Genomic DNA, 18,368 nt, shown 5'->3' with positions numbered 1-18,368 from the left:
AGCTCGCCATGGTTGCACTCTCCCGCCGCCGCATCCTGTCGCTCTTCGCTCTCGCGCTGGCTGCCCAGGCGATCTCTCCCAGCCTTCTAGGCGCGGAGGCGCGCTGGCGCGCTGCCACCGATGACGAGCTGAAATCGTTGCTTCCCGCGCGAGCGCCTGTTCAACAGGAGCGCATCGAGACAGAGATGCGCACCGCCTCCGGCATTACGGATGGCCGCGGGCATTTCGTCGCCGGTGTCGTGCTCATCACGGCCGGCTATTCGGCGGATGGCAAATACTCGCATTTCTTCCTTACCCAGGTAGCGCTGCGCGTGGGAAATTTCGCGCTCGATCCCGGCTCTTATGTCGTTGGCTGGCAGCATATCGAAGATGGCCTGGAGGTGAAGTTTTATGAAGCTGCTACTGGCCGTCCTGTGGGCACGGTCGCTGCCGGCTTGAATCCCGCCATCACTCGGGTAGAATCGTTTCGAATCTGGCTGCCGGCAGACCGTTCCGTGATGCAGATTGGCCGTTTCAGCTTTCCTTACCGCATTGGAGATGTCCCTTAAGATTATGTCCGCTCCGTACGACGCGCCCGCCAGCCCCGAAATGAAAGTCCGCACTCCTCGAGTGCGCAAACTGCTGGCGGCTCTCGAGTCCAACTGGCAGACCGAGATGACCGGGCATCATACCTACCTCGCGCTCGCACGTGAGGATGCGGACCCGATTCGCAAGCGCACCCTGGAGCACATGGCGGAGTCCGAGGCCGAGCACGCCGCAGCATGGGCAGGCCGTATCGCTGAGCTCGGAGGCGATGCGCCGCGATACAAAGGCAAACCAAATGGCGATGCGGACTCGCTGGCGAATCGCCTGGGCGGCAAGCGCATGGCGCTGCGGCGCCTCGAGATCGATGAGAGCCGCGCCATTGCGCACTACGGCCAGCAGCTCAAGGAGCTGGAAGATGAACCCAGCCTTGCCATTCTCCGCCGGGTTATCGACGAAGAACGCGAGCACTATATCGAGCTCGGCACGCTCGTCCGCGAGCACTACCCGCGCAGGCAGGCCGAAGCTGCCGCAGCCAGCCCGCAGGCGCTGCTCAGCGAACTGCTGGCCAGGCGCTCGGGCTCAGGGCGCCAGGCTGCAGGCTGGATAGGAGACGCCATCTACGGGGTGAACGACGGGCTCGGCGCTATCTTCGGCATCGTCTCCGGCGTCTCCGGCGCCACGGTGGGCAACAGCCATTATGTGCTGCTGGCCGGTATCGCCGGCATGATTGCCAGCGCGCTTTCCATGGGTTCCGGCGCGTATCTTGCCGCGAAGAGCGAGCGCGAAATCTACGAGGCAGAGGTTGAGCGGGAGCGCGAAACCATCGAGATGAACGCGCCCGAGTCGCGTGAGCTGCTCTCGCTTTATTACCAGGTCAAGGGCTTGCCGGAAGACGACGCCGATCGTGTCGTCGACCACATTGCCCGAGATAAGAAGCAGTTCCTGCGCGCGCTTTCTGCCGAGCGGCTGAATTCCACCGAGGATGCACTGCCGAACCCGGCGACCTCGGCCGTGAGCGGCGCTATCTCGACGGCGGTGGGAGCCTTTGTGCCCATCATTCCATTCTTCTTTATGCGCGGCTATGAGGCGATTATCGTTTCGGCTGTCGTGTCGCTGCTGGCGCACTTCGCGGTCGGAGCAGCCAAGTCCCTGATCACGGTACGCAGCTGGTGGGCGAGCGGATTTGAGATGACGCTGGTCGGCGCGGTGGAAGGCGTGGTCACATATGTGATCGGTATCGGGCTGGGGCACATCGGAGCTTAGCTTCACAGAGGGGCCCACACGGGCTTGTTCTCTACCCGTGTGGGCTATGGTTCAGAGCGTGTCAGTGTTTGGACTCAGCTTCTTCCTTGGCTAACTCCTGCTCGAAGTACTGCTGCGCCTCGGTGACAAATGCCTGGTAGCCGGCCGGATCGATGAAGACCCGAGGACCCTCCTGCGGATAGCGCTTGAGCTTGGTGAGCATGTCAAAGTACTGTCCATGCGCGCCGAGAAACACGTCACACTGCAATGCATGCAGAGTGGCGAATGTGTGCTGAAAATCCTGAGCAATGCCGGGATAGCTCGCATGGTGAGCTGGCGTATCCACGAAGTGATATTCGGACCAGAAGCTGGTTCCTCCGATGATGACGATGTTGCGTACTGTCCCCTGCGGCTCGCGCGGGAGATGAGAGCGCATGGTCCACGTAGTGCAGCCGCGTGTGTGTCCCGCCGTCTTATGTGCGGTCAGTATGACTCCGCCGAGCGTGACCGTGTCGCCGTCGTGCAGGATGCGGTCCACATGCACGGGCGCATATTTCACGATAGAAGGTGAGGCAGCGAGGAAGTCTGTCCGCGCACCGCTCTCGACCACGTCTGCATCGCCGTCCATCACCATATTCTTTGCGCCAGTCTCGCGAATCACCTTGGCGGCTCCGGCCATGTGATCGGAATGTGCCTGGCTGTTGAGCAGGATCTTTGTATCTCTCCAGCGAAAGCCCAGCTTCTCCACGCTCGCGCGTATCTGCACTGGCGATGTGGCGAGATTGGCGTTGATGAGGATGTTTCCCTGCGATGTCACGACCAGATAGCTGGCAAGATCGCGGCTGCCTACGTAATAGAGATTGTCTGCAATGCGGAATGGAGTGATCGGTGTCGTCCATGACGGGTCGATCTCCGCATGGGCGAAAGAGCATAGGACGAGAAGAAACAGGAGTGTCAGGCGGCGCATCGCTTCTGATCTTACGGGGAAACCGCTTCCTCTGCTGGTGGTGCTCTTCGTCTTCGGATGCCGCGCGACCACGGCCATCGCGCTCTACTGGACGGTGGTCTTAGTCGCGCGCACCGTAGGCGCCGCCATCGGCAACTGGATCGCGGAGAACGAAATCATCCGTCTAGGCCTCGCGCACAGCACGCTGCTCAACGGCGTGGCGTCTGTTGCACTGCTGCTGTTCTGGAGAGCGAAGGGTGTGAGTGAGGGTGTAGGGTATAGAGCTTTCGCATGCCCATGTCTCAGAAGCGAGACATGGGGCACCCGGGTTCTTTTCTACAACCCGTTCCGAAACAAATTCGCCTTCACAAACTCCTCGCGCAGTTCCGGAGTCTTGAGGTTCTCGCGCAGGTGTTGCAGCCGTTGCTCGAGCGCCAGGATGCTTGCGGCCACGGCCTCCGTATTCGTGTGCGCGATGTCGCGCCACATGGAGAATGGGCTTGACCCGAGGCGTGTCATCTCGCGCAGGGCGCGGCCTCCGATGGCCTGAATCTCTTCCTTCGAGGGGAACTCGTCTTCGAGCAGTGCCGAGAGCGCCGTCGCCAGGTACTGCGGCAGGTGGCTGACCCAGGCGCAGACCTCGTCGTGCCGTTCCGGCGCGAGGTCGAGGACGCGGCTGCCAAAGCGCGCTGTCCACGCACGCCAATCATTGGCGAGAGTGCGTGCGGCAGGGCTCATGCCTTGCGTATCTTTGGTCTCGGTAAAGAGCCACGCTGCGTTCTCAAAGAGTGCGCCGTCGGCATTGGCCGCGCCGCCTACTTCCTTGCCCGCCATGGGGTGTCCGGGGAGAAAGCCTGCCATCTCGAGCATGTTGTACTTGCCTGTTGCACGCGCGCAGATGGCGCCCTTCACCGAGCCGACGTCGGTGACCAGTTGTGCGGGAGTAAGCTCAGGCGCGAGGCGGTCGAGCCACTCAAGAATGGTGAAGACCGGGCCGCTGAGCAGAATCACGTCGCTGGACCTGGCTACGTCGAGGGCGGCTTCGATCGCTGGGTCCGCCGCGCAGTGGATCGCACCGGTCTCAAGCGCGATCCGGGTCTCTAATGCAGACGGGTCCCAGCCGGTGATGGTGCCCGCAAAACCATGCGAGCGCAGCGCCAGTCCCGCCGAGGCTCCTATGAGTCCCGTTCCGAGAATGGCGATGCGCTCGATAGGCATGGTTCTAGCCTAAAGCATTTGCTGGAGGTGGGTTCGTGACCCCCAAGCGGAGCTTGGATGGGGCACCCTTGTCCAAGCTTGTTGAGAGAGAACCGCAAGCCCCTCCACTGCGCTTCGCTTCGGTCGGGGTGACAGTGCGTAGAGATTGGGAAGCGTTCAGGCTTTGTATCAGGGCACGACTTCAGTCGTGCCCTGATACGTTACTCTCCTCCCGAGCTTTAAACGGCTGCGGGTTCGGGTGCTACCACCGGAGCAGCCGTCACCGTCCGTCCCACGGCCGGAGCAATGATGCGCAACTCGTCCATCAGCTTTGCGAACTGCTCGGGGAAGAGCGTCTGCGCGCCGTCGGAGACAGCTTTGTCGGGATTCGGGTGCACCTCGATGATGAGGCCGTCCGCGCCCGCAGCGACCGAGGCCCGCGCCATCGCCGGCACCATCGCGCGCTTGCCGGTGCCGTGCGAGGGATCGGCAATGATGGGCAGGTGCGAGAGGTGATGAATGACCGGGATCGCCGAGATGTCCATCGTGTTGCGCGTGTAGGTCTCGTAGGTGCGGATGCCGCGCTCGCAAAGCATCACATCATAGTTGCCGCCGGCCAGGATGTACTCGGCCGAGAGCAGCAGCTCTTCGATGGTGGCGGCGATGCCGCGCTTGAGCAGCACCGGCTTGCGGACCTTGCCCAGCTCGCGCAGCAGGTTGAAGTTCTGCATGTTGCGCGCGCCCACCTGGAAGCAGTCGATATAGGGCAGCATGACCTCGATCTGCGAAATCTCCATCACCTCGGTGATGACGAGCAGGCCGGTCTTGTCGCCCACTTCGCGCAGCAGCTTCAGGCCTTCCACGCCCATGCCCTGGAAGCTGTACGGCGAGCTGCGGGGCTTGTATGCGCCTCCGCGCAGAAACTTCGCGCCCGCGGCCTTTACCTGCTCGGCTGCGAGGAAGATCTGTTCGCGGCTCTCGACGGAGCATGGTCCGGCCATGGCTACGACTTCTTCACCGCCGACCTTCACGCCGTTGGGGAAGGTGATGACGGTGCCCTCGGGGCGGAAGCCGCGGCCTGCGAGTTTGTAAGGCGAAGAGATGCGCACGGCTTCGGCTACGCCCGGGAAGAGCTCGAAATCCTTGTGGTCGAACTGGCCCGGTGTACCTACGCCGGCGAGGATGGTTTGCACCGTGCCGGTGGTCTTGTGGACGTTGAAGCCGATTTCCATCATGCGCGCGACAACATCCTGGATTTGTTCTTCTGTCGCATTGGGCTGCATGGCTACGATCATGGTTCTTTATCCTGTCCTGCGCGGCCGCGCCGCGCGGTTCTTCCGGTGGCGCGCTTAGCGCGCTTCTTCCGGAGCTCTCTCCTGAGCCACACTGCTCTGGGAGGCAAGTTCATTCTTCTGGAGCGCACGCATCACGTCGATGATCCGTTCGTAGATATGCACCAGTTCGATATCCGGCAGCGGGCCTTGATTCGCCGCCCGCACACTGTCGAACACTGCGCGCTCCCGATTGGGCTCGTACACCGGCAATGAGGTGGATTTCTTGAGCTTGCCGATCGCCTGCGCCGCAGTGGCGCGTTCGTTCAACAGCTCCACGATCTGCCGGTCGAGCACGTCGATTTTCTTCCGCCAGTCTTCGATGTCCATGCCTTCTCCTTCTGCGGCGCGCACGATGGCGTGCCCTCTGCCAAAACCCGATTGCCTTGTACGAGTGAGGGGATTTAACGGGCCTGAAGTACGGGCGCATGCACGCCTGTACGCAGACCCTTGATAAATCGGGCAATCGAGCTGGGAGCCTCGGCAGGCTCGGACTTTTCGATGATCTGGACGATCGCGCTGCCGATCACGGCGGCGTCGGCAAACTCTCCCACGGCAGCAAAATGCTCTGCATTGGAGACACCGAAGCCCACGGCGACGGGCAGCTTGCTCCATCGACGGAGACGCGTCACCAGTTCGGTGGCGTCATTCGTCATGGTGGATTGCGTGCCGGTGATGCCTACGCGAGAGATGGCGTAGATAAAGCCTTTCGAAACTTCGGCAATCTTCTTCAGCCGTTCGTCGGGGCTGGTGGGTGCGGCGAGGAAGATCGGCGCCAGGTTGTGGCGTTCGAGAACGGTGAGATACTCGGCGGCTTCCTCGACAATCATGTCCGTCACCAGCACGCCGTCCACACCGGCGGCTTCGGCGGCGGCGCAGAAGCGCTCCAGGCCGTAGCGGACGATGGGATTGAAGTAGGAGAAGATGATGAGCCCGGCTTCGGGGCGCTCGCGGCGCAGGTCGGCAGCCAGTGCGAGTACGTCGGCCAGGTTGGTGGCCTTGCGGCCGTTTTCGGTCTTGAGGGCGCGCTCGGCAGCGCGCTGGATCACCGGGCCATCGGCCAGGGGATCGCTGAAGGGAACACCCAGTTCGAGCACATCCGCACCCGCGTCAATCGCCGCCAAGGCAATCGCATGCGAGGTTTCGAGATCGGGATCGCCGATGGTCAGGTATGCAACCAGACCCGGCTTGCCGGCAAAACGGATAGCCATCGAACTGCTTACGCTCCCTTAAGATTCAGCTCTTTGGCGAGGATACCCATGTCCTTGTCGCCGCGGCCGGAAAGGTTGACTACCAGTATGTCATGGCGGGAGAGTGTCGGCGCAACCTTGAGGCATTCGGCCACGGCGTGCGCGCTCTCGAGCGCGGGCAGAATGCCCTCGGTGCGGGCCAAGGTGACGGTCGCGTCGAGCGCCTCCTGGTCGGTGGCGGCAGTGTAGGTGGCGCGGCCGGAATCATGCAGCATCGCGTGCTCGGGGCCGACCGAGGCGTAGTCGAGTCCGGCTGAGACCGAGTGAGTGAGCTGCACCTGGCCGTCTTCATCCTGCAGCACGTAAGAATAGGTGCCCTGCAGCACGCCCGGAACGCCTCCCTGGAAACGCGCCGCGTGATCGCCGAGCTTCGGGCCGCGTCCGCCGGCTTCCACACCGATCAGGCGGACGTTCGGATCGGGCAGGAACTCGTAAAATGCACCGATGGCGTTCGACCCGCCGCCCACGCAGGCGATGATGGTGTGCGGCAGCTTGCCCTCGCGCTCGAGGATCTGTGCGCGCATCTCCTTGCTGATGACGCGCTGGAAGTCGCGCACCATGGTCGGATAGGGATGCGATCCGAGTGCCGATCCGAGGATATAGAAGGTGTTGCGGACGTTCGTGACCCAGTCGCGCATCGCTTCGTTGATTGCGTCCTTGAGCGTCTTCGAGCCTGAGCTGACGCCGCGTACTTCCGCGCCGAGCATGCGCATGCGCAGCACGTTCAACTCCTGGCGGCGCATGTCTTCCTCGCCCATGTAGACCACGCACTCGAGTCCGAGCAGCGCGCAGACGGTGGCCGTGGCCACGCCGTGCTGGCCTGCGCCGGTCTCGGCAATGATGCGCTGCTTGCCCATGCGCTGTGCCAGCAGGCCCTGGCCAAGCGAGTTGTTGATCTTGTGTGCGCCGGTGTGCAGCAGGTCTTCACGCTTGAGGTAAATCTTCGCGCCGCCCAGCGACTCGGTGAGGCGCGCCGCGTAGTAAAGCGGTGTGGGACGGCCGACATATTCGCGCAACAGCCCGTCGAGGCGCGCATGGAAGTCGGGATCGGCCTGGGCCTCGGCGTAGGCGTGGTCGAGCTCTTCGAGCGCCGCCATCAGAGTTTCCGGCACATAGCGGCCGCCGTAGGCGCCGAAGCGTCCCGGCACGCTCTTCGTGGTTTCTTCCGCCTGCATCGTTTCCGTCGCTGTGCTCACTGTCGTGTCCTCACTTCCAGACTAAACCGAGATCGGCGTATTCAGCTTGCTCGCCGCAATGCGTGCGTTCTCGAGGAACGCTTTCACCTTCGCGTGATCCTTGCGTCCCGGAGCGGCTTCGACGCCGGTCACCACGTCCACGCCCCAAGGCTGCAGCGTGGCGATGGCCTCGGCCACGTTGATGGGATCAAGGCCGCCGGCGACGACAATCTTCAAGCCCTCGGCCGATGCGGCCAGCGCTCGCCGCGCCGCAGGCCAGTCGAAGCGCACGCCTGTGCCGCCGACCAGCGTCGCTGTACGCGAGTCGATCAGCACGCCGTCGATGGCTGTGTTTTGGCGTACGGCTGTGAGCTGCGAAGTCAGCTCCTGCTGATAATGGATCACCTGCAGCAGGCGAAAGTCTGGGCCGAAACGCGCACGCAGTCGCGTCGCAAGGCCGGAATGGACTGCCGAGTGCAGTTGTACGCCGGTCAGCCCCGCCACTTCCACGGCATGTGCAATCTCTTCGAAGGATGCATCGACGAAGACGCCGATCTTTTCTACCTGCTCGGGCAGATGGGGAGTAATCACCGCGACCTGCTCCACCGTGACCTGCCGCTTGCTGGGCGCGAAGACGAAGCCCAGAGCATCCGCGCCGGCCTCGGCTGCACCGCGGGCATCTTCAAGGCTGGTGTTGCCGCAGATCTTGACCCACATGACGCTAGACCCGCTCGGTCTGTGGCACGCCGCCCACGAGCGCCTTCAACGCCACGCCTGGATCGGCATGCCGCATCAGCGATTCCCCGATGAGGAAGGCGTCGAAGCCTGCGTTGCGAAGGATCTCAAGATGTTCCGAGGTATGGATACCGCTCTCGGCGACCTTCACCGCATCCTTGGGCAGGCGGCCCACCAGTTCCAGTGAGGTTTCAAGGCGAACGTTGAAGGTTTTGAGATCGCGGTTGTTCACGCCGTAGGCATCGCAGCCCAGGTCCTGCACGCGCTCGAGTTCTTCGGCGGTGTGGACTTCGCAGAGCACGTCGAGGCCGTAGTCGTGCGCCTCATTTGTGAAGGCTTCGAGCTCATCGTCGGTCAGTGCGGCAACGATCAGCAGGATCGCATCGGCCGCGTGCGCCCGTGCCTCCACAATCTGGTATTTGTCGACGATGAAATCCTTGCGCAGGCAGGGGATGGTCACTGCGGCAGACGCAATTTCCAGATTACGCAGGCTGCCCTGGAAGAACGGTTCATCGGTGAGCACGGAGAGCGCCGCAGCGCCGCCGTTGGCGAGCGATTGCGCGAGAAAATGCGGATCGAATTCCGGACGGATCAGGCCTTTGGAAGGAGAAGCTTTTTTGAGTTCGGCGAGGATCGCCGGCCCATGCTGCGCAGCGGCCCTGAGAGCGCGCGCAAAGCCGCGCGGAATGTGGCTGGCGGCGCGGCGTTCCAGTTCGCCTGCGGGGCTCTGGCGCTTGCGCTCGGCCACCGTGGCGCGGGTTTGATGAAGAATGCGTTCCAGATGCACGGCAGCGTCCTGAGCAAAAGTGCTTCTTCCCAGTATAGCTACTGCGCGCAAGGCGGGACGCCTTCGGGGACTGGCCGTCCAGGCCTTGAGCCTTCGGCTTCCGCTCCCGCTGGTCGCGAGCGGAATTGGTTCTCGGGCGCTGGCTGAATGCCCAGGACCGAGCCCATGCCACGCACTCTCATGCTCTTGACGGCGACCCACGCAAGCCTCTTTTGCTTGGGTGGGGACAAAAATTTCACCACAGAGGAGACAGAGCGGTTTATGCTCTCCCACATCTCGAAATCGAGATGCGGGGTCTTCCGCTCCCCTTGGCCGCGACCAAAGGGAGCGCCACGGAAGCTGGCACTGGCAGGAACGGCGCGCAAAGCGCGCGTCCGCCTGGACGGCCAGTCCTCAGGCTCGCGCTACGGGATGGAAGCCGTCGCAACCGCTTCCTGCCGACACCTTCAGGTGGAGTGACATGAGTTTCGGATGGCCGCAGCTGTCCAGGAAGTCCTCCGGAGCTTTCATGGTGGAGTGAATCTGTATCAGCTTTTCGGCGTTGGCGTGTTCTTCGCCGAAGTGGCTACAAAGTCCGCATTGTCCGTTGTGCAAAGCGATCATGGTTGTTTCCTCCATGCAATGGGAGCCATTATGGCCCTGCTCGGGTTGCTAGGAAAATAGATTTCCATTCTTTCTGGTAATGCCGACAAAAAGTGTCGCTATTCGGAGCATTCCATGGAGCGGCCGAAAGCTCTGATAGGGGCAGGAATGCGAGCAAAGCGAGAGGTTCTCTGGACGGTCAGTCCTCGCGGAGCGCCTCCATAGGTTCAATGGACGAGGCGCTTCGCGCCGGCAGCAACGAGGCGATCGTACCGATCATGAGCAGTGCGACAATCACGCCGATGTAAGTGCCTGGATCGAGTGTTTTGATTTCGTAGAGATAGCTCTTCACCAGCCTGCCGGCGAGCATGCTCAAGGCCAGTCCGGCCGCCAGTCCGGCCACGATGAGTATGCCTGCCTGGCGCAGGATCATCTGTGCAATGCTCTGGCGGGTGGCGCCGAGCGCCATGCGGATGCCGATCTCGCGACGGCGATAGCTGACCAGCTGCGCCAGCACGCCATAGAGGCCGGCGATGACCATAACCACGGCAAGCCCGGCAAAGGAGGCCGTAAGGTAAAGGCCGAGGCGCTGGCTGAAGGTGTTCTGGTCGAGAGCCTCCTGCATGGTCTGGAAGTTGTCGAGGGCATACCCTGGGGCGATCTCCTTAAAGACCGCCCGCATCTCCGGTGCGATCGCGATATCGCCGCGCGTCTTTACGGTGAAGATGACGAAGGTCTTGAGCAGCGCCGGGTAGAAGAGCGAGGTTGTCGGGATCTGCCGGTAGGGGATCAGCGCGAAGGGTTGCGGGTCGGAGCCCGGCCCGTGATCGGCCTCGTTGGCGAGGATGCCGACGATGGTATAGGGCTTCACCATGCCTGTGTCCTTGCCGCCGAAACTCAGCTGCTGGCCGATAGGGTCGAAGCCGTGGAAGTACTGTTTGACCAGCTCCTCGTTGACCACGACAACCGGCAGTGTGGAGGCGGTGTCGCTGGCCGCGATCATGCGCCCTCGCAGCAATGGCGTGCCCTGGGCGCGGGCGTAATCCTCGCTGGCGGCGGAGAGGCGTGTTTCACGTTTGTTGTTGTCCTGGGTGGGATGCCCGACTATGTCAAAGCTCGAGCTCAGGTCGCCGCCGGAGAGCGGAGGCGTGGTGGCCAGTGCGGCTCCCGCCACGCCGGGCAACTGGCGGATGCGCTCGAGCGCGGGCTGGTAGATGGTGTCGGCCACCGAAGCCGGTGCGTTTGCAGTATCGGTAGAGACCGCGAGTGCGGAGAAGCCGGCTGCATCGGCCGGCATCACGGTGAAGCGCGTGATGTGCTCAGTGTCATAGCCGAGATGGGTGTGCTCGAGGTTCCAGAGGGTATGAAAGAGCAGGCCGGTGCCCACCAGCAGGACTGCCGAGAGGGCGACTTCGCCGGCTACCAGCCAGCCGCTCAGTTTTCCGCTCACCGAGCGGCTGCCGAGGCCGCGCGACGAGGCCTGCAGCGCAGGCTGAGGGTCGGTGCGCGAGACTATGACCGCCGGCAGCAGCGAGGAGAGCACCGTGGTCAGCGTGGCAATGGCGCCCAAGGCCAGGATGACCGTCCAGTGGATGCCGATGCTGTTGGCGCGTGGGATCGTCCCGGAGGGCAGCTTGTTCAGCGAAGCCAGCGCCGCCCAGGCCAGCATCAGTCCGAAGCTGCAGCCGAGGATACTCAGCGCAAGTCCCTCAGCCAGCAGTTGACGCACCAGCCGCCACCGGCTCGCTCCGAGCGCGGCGCGTACGGCGAACTCCTGCCGGCGGCCCAGGCAGCGGGCCAGCAGCAGGTTCGCCACGTTGGCGCAGGCGATCAGGAGTACCAGCCCCAGCGCGCCCTCAAGCGCCCAGAGCACCGGGCGGACATTGCCGGTGACCGTGTCCTGGTAGGAGCTGACGCGGAAGTCCACGTGGGCGGCGTCCTTGCCGTTCTGCCTGCGGATGCGCATGGCGATGCCGCGTATTTCCTGCGTAGCGGCGGTCAGTGACACGCCGGGGCGCATCATCGCGACCACATTGAAGAAGTTGTAGCCGCGGTCCTTCAGCATCTCGTCGGAGGGCTGCAGCGGCAGCCAGATGCCCTTGGTCAGGTCGTCGCCGATTGTCTCCGGAAACCGGAAACTGGCCGGCATCACGCCAACGACGGTATGTGGCACGCCGCTGACACGGATGGTCTGGCCGATGATGCGTGGGTCGGCGCTGAAGTTCTGGCGCCATAGGGCCTCGGAGAGGATGACGGCCTGAGGGCCGTTCGACCGGCCTTCGGCTTCGGTGAAGATGCGGCCCAGTAGCGGCTGCGCGCCAGCCATCGTAAGGGCGTTGGTGGTCAGGTGCGGAGCCGTCACGCTCACCCCACCCTCCTTGCCTTCGATCACTGCGACATCTTCCGAGTAGCCGGCTACGGTCTCGAGCGTCTGAGACTGGTCACGGATATCGCGGTAGTTCAGGTAGGAGATGGCGCCGATGCGGCTCTCTCCCGCCGGTGCGATGAACACCATGCGGCCGGCGCCGGGATAGGGGAGAGGCCGGAGCAGGACGTTCTCTACCACCGTAAACATGGCCGTGTTGGCGCCGATGCCGAGCGCCAGGGTGATCACCGCCAGGGCTGCGAATCCCCACGAAGAACGAAGCTGGCGCAGCGCGTACTTCACATCCTGCAGAAACATGAGGAACCTCTTTCCCCGAGCGTAAGTGAAGCCAGCAAGCAATCCGCATTCCATGCTGCCCATGGCGAAATGCGTTGAAGAATGGAGCCTTGCCGCAAGAGGAGCGGGCGGCAGCAGGAATCCGGCTGTTCGATCCGGAACGGGGGTGTCCGCTTTCGGACAGAGGCTCGTCAGGGGCAAAAAATGGAAAGGGACGAACAAGGGACGAACATGGGTGCTGATTCTGTCTGCATAGCAACTATGCGAGCGAAGCGAGCGGATCGCTGGACGCGTAGTCCCCTATACTCAAAGGTTCACGTATGCAGCGATCCCCAATTCTTATCGTTCACGGCGGCGCATGGGCCATGCCGGATGACATGACCGAAGCCAACGAGCAGGGCGTCTTCGATGCGCTGCAGGCAGGCTGGGCTCTTCTTGAAAAGGGCGCAACCGCGATTGAGGCCGTTGAGGCCGCGGTGACGCAACTTGAAAACGACGCCACCTTCGACGCCGGCTATGGCAGCTTCCTTACCCGCGATGGCCGCGTGCAGATGGATGCGCTGCTGATGGATGGAGCGACCCTGCGCGCGGGCGGCGTCGCCTGTGTGGAGCGGCTGCGGAATCCCATCCGGGCAGCGCGCCTGGTGCTCGATGAAAGCCCGCATGTCTACTTCGTAGGCGAGGGCGCGGAGGCTTTTGCCGCCTCGCACGGCATGCCGCTGATCGCGAACGAGGAGCTGATCGTAGATCGAGAGCGCCGCAGACTCGAAGAGGCGCATGAGCGCGAGCGCGCCGGGCTGCCGGACATCACCTTCTCTGGCGACGACAAGTCGCCGGAGACAGCGGTCAAGCCGGAACCAGGCTTCGGCGGCCTGGGAGGACCTTCCAGCGGCCCTGTGGACTCACATGACACGGTGGGTGCGGTGGCGCTCGACGTGGATGGCAACATCGCGGCAGCGACCTCGACCGGCGGTACCCTGAGCAAGGCTCCCGGCCGTGTCGGCGACTCCTCGCTGATTGGCTGCGGCTGCTACGCCGACAATCAGAGCGCGGCCGTCTCGCTTACCGGCTGGGGTGAGCCGATCATGAAGCTGGTGCTGGGCAAGTGGGCGACGGACCGCGTGCAGATGGGCCGCCCTCCAGAGCAGGTCGCGCAGGAGGCGATCTCTTACCTCTATCAGCGACTGGGCGGACACGGCGGCATGATTCTGCTCGACGCGCAGGGACGTTGGGGCATCGCCCACAACACACCGCGCATGGCCTGGGGCGTGCACACCGCGGACGGCCCTCGCGTGGGCGTGAAGGTCTAAAAGCAGGGTGTAGGGGGTAGAAATGTGGGTGGGGATGCGAGAGGGCTCGACTTGAAGGTCTGTGTGAGACCCACCTATGACGGAAAACCTGTCATGGGTGGGGCATCCGGGTTTTACGATCTATCTGAGCCCTGAGCCCTGAGCCCTGAGCCCTGAGCCCTGAGCCCTGAGCCCTGAGCCCTGAGCCCTGAGCCCTGAGCCCTGAGCCCTGAGCCCTGAGCCCTGAGCCCTGAGCCCTGAGCCCTGAGCCCTGAGCCCTGAAATCCCTCTTTCATGGAATTCCACCATAATCAAACGATGCTCGTTCTCGCTTCCGCTTCGCCCCGCCGTAAAGAGCTGCTTACCCGTGCCGGCTTCGACTTCACCGTGATGCCTGGCGATATCCCCGAGGAGCCGCGCGAGGGTGAGTCGCCTATCGCCTACGTCACCCGCCTGGCGCGCGAGAAGGCCGAAGCTGTCCGCGCCAAGCTTCCCGATGCGGACCAGCGGATGATTCTCGCCGCCGACACCACCGTGGTCGCGCCAAATGGCGAGATCCTGGGTAAGCCGGTGGATGATGCTGATGCCGCTCGCATGCTCCGCCTGCTCTCTGGCGCGACGCACCAGGTCGCCACGGGCGTGGCCGTGCTTGCGGGCGAAATCACCGAGGTGGCGGCCGAGGTGACGTGGGTGACTTTCGCCACAGTTTCCGACGCGGAGATTACTGCCTACATCGCGACCGGCGAGCCGCGTGACAAGGCTGGAGCCTATGGCATCCAGGGCGCGGCCTCGCGCTTCATCCCGCGTGTGGACGGCTGCTTCTTCAACGTTGTTGGTCTGCCGGTGGCGCTGGTCGCGTCGATGATCGAGGGCGTGAAGAAGCAGTTGACAAAGAGTTCAGCTGTGGCGGTGTAGAGCCCTACCTGCGACCAGCGGGAGCCCCGAGCAATTCTGCAGCAGCAACGAAGGCGAGCGAAGCAAGCGCCCGCCCGTGACGGCCAGTCACCTGTCTATACTGGTTTGGAGGTGGAGCGCTCTCCTGCGCTGCCGCTGTCCACGAGTTGAGGAGCCCCCGTGTCCGCTTGCCGTGATTTCGCACGCCTGTGCGCTGCTGTTCTCTTGTCTGCCGCCACCGTTTTGCCGAACACGCTGTATGCGCAGGCCGGGCAGCCGCACCCGCAGGCTCCTCCGTCGCAGCCGCTTGAAGTGCCGGTGCTGCGCCAGCACCAGCCGTTCCTCCCTTATGAGCACTATGGCCCGTACAACGCACACCTGCTCACCGGCGGACGCGGACTCGAGAAGCCGCTGCCGGAGCGTGACCCGATCCTGAATGCGCGGGCGCCATGGACGCTCTCCGCGTGGGTCAAGCTCGATGCCGTTGCGCCGAAGACGATCCTCATCGCCGGTGCCGGTGATCCCGCAGCTGAGGACTCGCGTTACTTCGCTCTAATCGACGGCAAGCCCGCTCTGCGCCTGGGCAGCGGACATGCACTGGTCGCTGCAAAGAACATCGACAACGGCTGGCATCTGTTTGCGGCGACTTACGACGGCACGACCGCGCATTTCTACGTCGACACCGTAGAGGCTGCGAGCGGGTCCATCGTCTCAGGATCGATCGATCCGCAGCTTATCCTTGGTCCTGTGACGCCGCCGGCCGAGTGCGACACCCTGCCCTGTCCGCACTTCGGCGGATACATTGCCGACTTCACCCTCGCGCGCGGGGCGAAGACCTCTTCTGAAATCGCTTCACTTGGTAAGGATCGACCAGACGCGGACCTCATCGTGTTCGAGGAAGGCTCTAAGCCCTGGCCGATCCAGTCCGTGCAGTACATCGGCAACCGCGCGCCGCAAGACCCTTCGACGATGCCGCAGCAGAACGTGCCCTTCAGCAAGCCCAAGGCTGCGCCGCTGCCTCTGTCTACGACGACACTCGTGGCCACCGATGCAGGCGGCTGGATTCTGAACGGCGGCTGGAAGCTGGTGGAAGCACCGAACCTCACGGCAACGCCCGAGGCCATCTCGGCACCCGGCTTCGATGCTGCCAGCTGGATGCCCGCGACTGTGCCTGGCACCGTGCTTTCGACGATGATCGACCGCGGGCGTTATCCCGACCCGGACTATGGTCTCGACAACCTCGACATCCCGGAGAAGCTCAACAGGCAGGACTACTGGTATCGTGCCGAGTTCGTGACGCCGAAGACTGTGCCTGGTTCGCATCTGCGCCTCGTCTTCGAAGGCATCAACTATCGCGCCGAGGTGTGGTGCAATGGCCAGCGGCTGGGTGAGATCGACGGCGCGTTTATGCGCGGTATCTTCGATGTGACGAGGCTGCTGCGCGCGGATGGCAAAAATGCCGTGGCCATTCGCGTCTCGCCGGTACCTCATCCCGGCATTCCGAATGTGCAGTCGATCGCATTGGGTTCAGGACTGAACGGCGGCGCAATGGAGCTCGATGGCCCAACCTTCATGTCATCGGAAGGCTGGGACTGGAACCCTCCGATGCACGACCGCAACACCGGGCTATGGCAGCCTGTACGCCTGGTCGCGAGCGGTGCCGTCGAGATTGGCGATCCGCAGGTCGTCACGCATCTGCCGCTGCCGGATATTTCGCAGGCCGACGTGCTGATCAACGTGCCGCTGCGCAATGTTGCCGAACATACAGTAGAGGGCACGCTGACGGCGAGCTTCGAGGGCGTCGAGATTCATGAACAGGTCAGTGTTCCCCCGGAGGGCGTCGTCGTGAAGCTCGCGCCTGCGGCATTCCATGAGCTGCATCTCGATCATCCGCGGCTGTGGTGGCCAAACGGCTACGGCAAGCCCGAGCTTTATCACCTGACATTGACCTTTGCGCCGAATGGGGATGCACCGAGCGAGAAGAAGCTCCACTTCGGCGTGCGCGAGATCAGCTATGAGCTGAGCCTGCTCAACAATGAGGGCGAACTCAAGCGCGTGAACTATGATCCGACGCTGGGCCGCGAGGCTGCTGCACCACAGGTAGACGTGACCCACGAAGGCATGCGCCAGGTCGCGCAGGGATGGGCCTCCTCGATTGCGCAAGGACAGGACAACTCGCCGGTATTCGAGCCTGTTGCCGATACGCGTGCTACGCCCGATCTCATCATCCGCGTGAATGGTGTGCGCATCGCGGTACGCGGCGGCAGCTGGGGCCTCGATGACTCACGCAAGCGCGTCTCGCGTGAACATCTTGAACCATTCTTTCGCTACGACCGCGAGGCAAACCTCGACGTGATCCGCAACTGGCAGGGCCAGAACACCGAGGAAGTTTTCTACGATCTTGCCGACGAATACGGCATGCTGGTATGGAACGACTTCTGGGAAGTGACGACGGACTCGAACGCCGAGGCTGAGGACCCGCAGCTCTTCCTCGCCAACGCGCGCGACACCATCCTGCGTTACCGCAACCATCCTTCGATCGTGATGTGGTGCGGCCGCAATGAAGGTGTGCCGCAGCCCATCATCAATCGCGGGCTCATCGCGCTCACGCATCAGCTCGACGGCACACGTTATTATTCGCCTTCGTCAAACCAGGTGAATCTCGAGCCGAGCGGACCGTATTCCTATGAGAATCCGGCAGATTACTACAACAAGCTCGATCCCGGCTTTGCTGTCGAAGTGGGCACGCCTTCGCTGCCGACGCTCGAGTGGTTCAGCCGCTGGATTCCGAAGCAGGACCAGTGGCCCATCACCGATGACTGGGCGTATCACAACTGGCATCCGTACGGCGCGTTCGACCAGCACATGGAGGCGATGTTCGGTATGGCCACCAGCCTCGAGCAATACGAGCAGCAGGCGCAGATGATGAACTACGTCGACTACCGCGCCATTTTCGAGGGTTTCAACGCGCACCTGTGGGCGCCCAACGGTGGCCGCCTGCTATGGATGACGCAGCCCTCATGGCCGAGCATGCTGTGGGGCATTCTCAGCTCGGATTACGACACGCATGCGTCCTACTACGGCACGCAGAAGGCTTGCGAACCGTTGCATATCCAGCTCGACCTCGCCGCGAACCTCGTGCAGGTCATCAACACTACGCGCGAAGAGGCGAAGCAGCTCAAGGCAGAGGCCGATGTCTACTCGCTTGACGGCAAGCTGCTGCTGCACAAGGACCAGATGCTCGACGCTGCAACCGACAATGTGACGAACGCCTTCCCGCTCGACCTCGCGAAGCTCGAAGGCGACACGACGGTTATCGTGCACCTGGCGCTAAGCGGAGCAGATGGCACATTGCGCTCGCGCAACCTCTACTGGCGCGCGGCGGACGACGCAGGCTACCGCGCCATGAACGCAATGCCGCAGGCGCACGTAGCTGTGTCTGCCCATGCGGTACAAGGCGCGGGTGAAGGCATGCAGCGCTATTCGATTGTTCTGAAGAATGAAGCGACGGTGCCTGCGCTCAATACCAAGCTCGGAGCCTTCGAAGGAAAGTCGGAGAACGAAGTGCTTCCGGCTTTCTACAGCGACAACTATGTCTCACTGCTCCCCGGCGAGTCGGAAACCGTCACCCTCGAAATTCCGGCGAAGGACGCAGCAAAGCCGCTCACCCTCAAGGTGCGTGGCTGGAACGTGGCGCCGGAAACCGTCGAGGCGCACGAACGCCAATAGCTGTTTCATCGGAAACGAAACCGG

At 63.0% G+C, this 18,368-nt stretch carries 15 protein-coding genes; 5 read left to right on the top strand and 10 right to left on the bottom strand.

The window, feature by feature from the left end; all coding sequences use genetic code 11:
• Window positions 1–8 precede the first annotated feature (8 nt).
• Together ESZ00_RS06645 and ESZ00_RS06640 are read left to right on the top strand one after the other, a co-directional pair.
• Window positions 9–548, top strand: coding sequence for a hypothetical protein (locus ESZ00_RS06645; RefSeq protein ID WP_129207340.1), 540 nt, complete (start codon window positions 9–11; stop codon window positions 546–548).
• A gap of 4 nt (window positions 549–552) precedes the next feature.
• Window positions 553–1,788, top strand: coding sequence for a VIT1/CCC1 transporter family protein (locus ESZ00_RS06640; RefSeq protein ID WP_229740998.1), 1,236 nt, complete (start codon window positions 553–555; stop codon window positions 1,786–1,788).
• 61 nt (window positions 1,789–1,849) lie between these two features.
• Here ESZ00_RS06640 and bla read toward each other — a convergent pair whose 3' ends face one another.
• The 10 genes from bla to ESZ00_RS06590 all read right to left on the bottom strand — a co-directional run bounded on the left by bla (window position 1,850) and on the right by ESZ00_RS06590 (window position 12,453).
• Complete coding sequence (bla, locus tag ESZ00_RS06635) at window positions 1,850–2,734, bottom strand: subclass B3 metallo-beta-lactamase (RefSeq protein WP_129207339.1); 885 nt, start codon at window positions 2,732–2,734, stop codon at window positions 1,850–1,852.
• A 315-nt stretch (window positions 2,735–3,049) separates the two neighbouring features.
• Entirely contained in the window at window positions 3,050–3,931 is an 882-nt protein-coding gene (locus tag ESZ00_RS06630) for a prephenate dehydrogenase (protein WP_129207338.1), read from the bottom strand.
• Between the two features lie 218 nt (window positions 3,932–4,149).
• A complete protein-coding gene (gene aroF / locus ESZ00_RS06625; RefSeq protein ID WP_129207337.1) occupies window positions 4,150–5,205 on the bottom strand; it encodes a 3-deoxy-7-phosphoheptulonate synthase in 1,056 nt (351 codons plus the stop codon).
• Between the two features lie 54 nt (window positions 5,206–5,259).
• A complete protein-coding gene (locus ESZ00_RS06620) occupies window positions 5,260–5,571 on the bottom strand; it encodes a chorismate mutase (protein ID WP_129207336.1) in 312 nt (103 codons plus the stop codon).
• Window positions 5,572–5,645: 74 nt separating this feature from the next.
• Window positions 5,646–6,452, bottom strand: a complete 807-nt coding sequence (gene trpA / locus ESZ00_RS06615; RefSeq protein WP_129207335.1) for a tryptophan synthase subunit alpha — start codon at window positions 6,450–6,452, stop codon at window positions 5,646–5,648.
• An 8-nt stretch (window positions 6,453–6,460) separates the two neighbouring features.
• On the bottom strand, window positions 6,461–7,666 hold the full coding sequence (trpB, locus tag ESZ00_RS06610; RefSeq protein WP_129207973.1) for a tryptophan synthase subunit beta: 1,206 nt from the start codon (window positions 7,664–7,666) through the stop codon (window positions 6,461–6,463).
• A 42-nt stretch (window positions 7,667–7,708) separates the two neighbouring features.
• Window positions 7,709–8,383, bottom strand: coding sequence for a phosphoribosylanthranilate isomerase (locus ESZ00_RS06605; RefSeq protein WP_129207334.1), 675 nt, complete (start codon window positions 8,381–8,383; stop codon window positions 7,709–7,711).
• A gap of 4 nt (window positions 8,384–8,387) precedes the next feature.
• Window positions 8,388–9,188 (bottom strand): indole-3-glycerol phosphate synthase TrpC, encoded by an 801-nt coding sequence (gene trpC / locus ESZ00_RS06600; protein ID WP_129207333.1) that lies wholly within the window; start codon window positions 9,186–9,188, stop codon window positions 8,388–8,390.
• Window positions 9,189–9,581: 393 nt separating this feature from the next.
• Entirely contained in the window at window positions 9,582–9,791 is a 210-nt protein-coding gene (locus tag ESZ00_RS06595) for a hypothetical protein (protein WP_129207332.1), read from the bottom strand.
• Between the two features lie 178 nt (window positions 9,792–9,969).
• Window positions 9,970–12,453, bottom strand: a complete 2,484-nt coding sequence (locus ESZ00_RS06590) for an ABC transporter permease (RefSeq protein WP_129207331.1) — start codon at window positions 12,451–12,453, stop codon at window positions 9,970–9,972.
• 299 nt (window positions 12,454–12,752) lie between these two features.
• Here ESZ00_RS06590 and ESZ00_RS06585 point away from each other — a divergent pair, with 299 nt between their 5' ends.
• From ESZ00_RS06585 to ESZ00_RS06575, 3 genes are all read left to right on the top strand, one after another.
• On the top strand, window positions 12,753–13,742 hold the full coding sequence (locus ESZ00_RS06585; RefSeq protein WP_129207330.1) for an isoaspartyl peptidase/L-asparaginase: 990 nt from the start codon (window positions 12,753–12,755) through the stop codon (window positions 13,740–13,742).
• A 297-nt stretch (window positions 13,743–14,039) separates the two neighbouring features.
• Complete coding sequence (locus ESZ00_RS06580; protein ID WP_129207329.1) at window positions 14,040–14,636, top strand: Maf family protein; 597 nt, start codon at window positions 14,040–14,042, stop codon at window positions 14,634–14,636.
• Between the two features lie 159 nt (window positions 14,637–14,795).
• On the top strand, window positions 14,796–18,344 hold the full coding sequence (locus ESZ00_RS06575; protein WP_129207328.1) for a glycosyl hydrolase 2 galactose-binding domain-containing protein: 3,549 nt from the start codon (window positions 14,796–14,798) through the stop codon (window positions 18,342–18,344).
• Window positions 18,345–18,368 lie beyond the last annotated feature (24 nt).

Source organism: Silvibacterium dinghuense, from assembly GCF_004123295.1.
In the GTDB taxonomy this organism is placed as follows: domain Bacteria; phylum Acidobacteriota; class Terriglobia; order Terriglobales; family Acidobacteriaceae; genus Silvibacterium; species Silvibacterium dinghuense.
Note: the sequence above shows the minus strand (reverse complement) of the source record. Positions and strands in the feature narration are given on the sequence as shown.

What these genes read in the sequence shown, in the direction of transcription:
- ESZ00_RS06645 (WP_129207340.1), top strand. Translation starts at nt 9, where the DNA reads ATGGTTGCACTCTCCCGCCGCCGCATCCTGTCGCTCTTCGCTCTCGCG.
- ESZ00_RS06640 (WP_229740998.1), top strand. Translation starts at nt 553, where the DNA reads ATGTCCGCTCCGTACGACGCGCCCGCCAGCCCCGAAATGAAAGTCCGC.
- bla (WP_129207339.1), bottom strand. Translation starts at nt 2,734, where the DNA reads ATGCGCCGCCTGACACTCCTGTTTCTTCTCGTCCTATGCTCTTTCGCC.
- ESZ00_RS06630 (WP_129207338.1), bottom strand. Translation starts at nt 3,931, where the DNA reads ATGCCTATCGAGCGCATCGCCATTCTCGGAACGGGACTCATAGGAGCC.
- aroF (WP_129207337.1), bottom strand. Translation starts at nt 5,205, where the DNA reads ATGATCGTAGCCATGCAGCCCAATGCGACAGAAGAACAAATCCAGGAT.
- ESZ00_RS06620 (WP_129207336.1), bottom strand. Translation starts at nt 5,571, where the DNA reads ATGGACATCGAAGACTGGCGGAAGAAAATCGACGTGCTCGACCGGCAG.
- trpA (WP_129207335.1), bottom strand. Translation starts at nt 6,452, where the DNA reads ATGGCTATCCGTTTTGCCGGCAAGCCGGGTCTGGTTGCATACCTGACC.
- trpB (WP_129207973.1), bottom strand. Translation starts at nt 7,666, where the DNA reads ATGCAGGCGGAAGAAACCACGAAGAGCGTGCCGGGACGCTTCGGCGCC.
- ESZ00_RS06605 (WP_129207334.1), bottom strand. Translation starts at nt 8,383, where the DNA reads ATGTGGGTCAAGATCTGCGGCAACACCAGCCTTGAAGATGCCCGCGGT.
- ESZ00_RS06595 (WP_129207332.1), bottom strand. Translation starts at nt 9,791, where the DNA reads ATGATCGCTTTGCACAACGGACAATGCGGACTTTGTAGCCACTTCGGC.
- ESZ00_RS06590 (WP_129207331.1), bottom strand. Translation starts at nt 12,453, where the DNA reads ATGTTTCTGCAGGATGTGAAGTACGCGCTGCGCCAGCTTCGTTCTTCG.
- ESZ00_RS06585 (WP_129207330.1), top strand. Translation starts at nt 12,753, where the DNA reads ATGCAGCGATCCCCAATTCTTATCGTTCACGGCGGCGCATGGGCCATG.
- ESZ00_RS06580 (WP_129207329.1), top strand. Translation starts at nt 14,040, where the DNA reads ATGCTCGTTCTCGCTTCCGCTTCGCCCCGCCGTAAAGAGCTGCTTACC.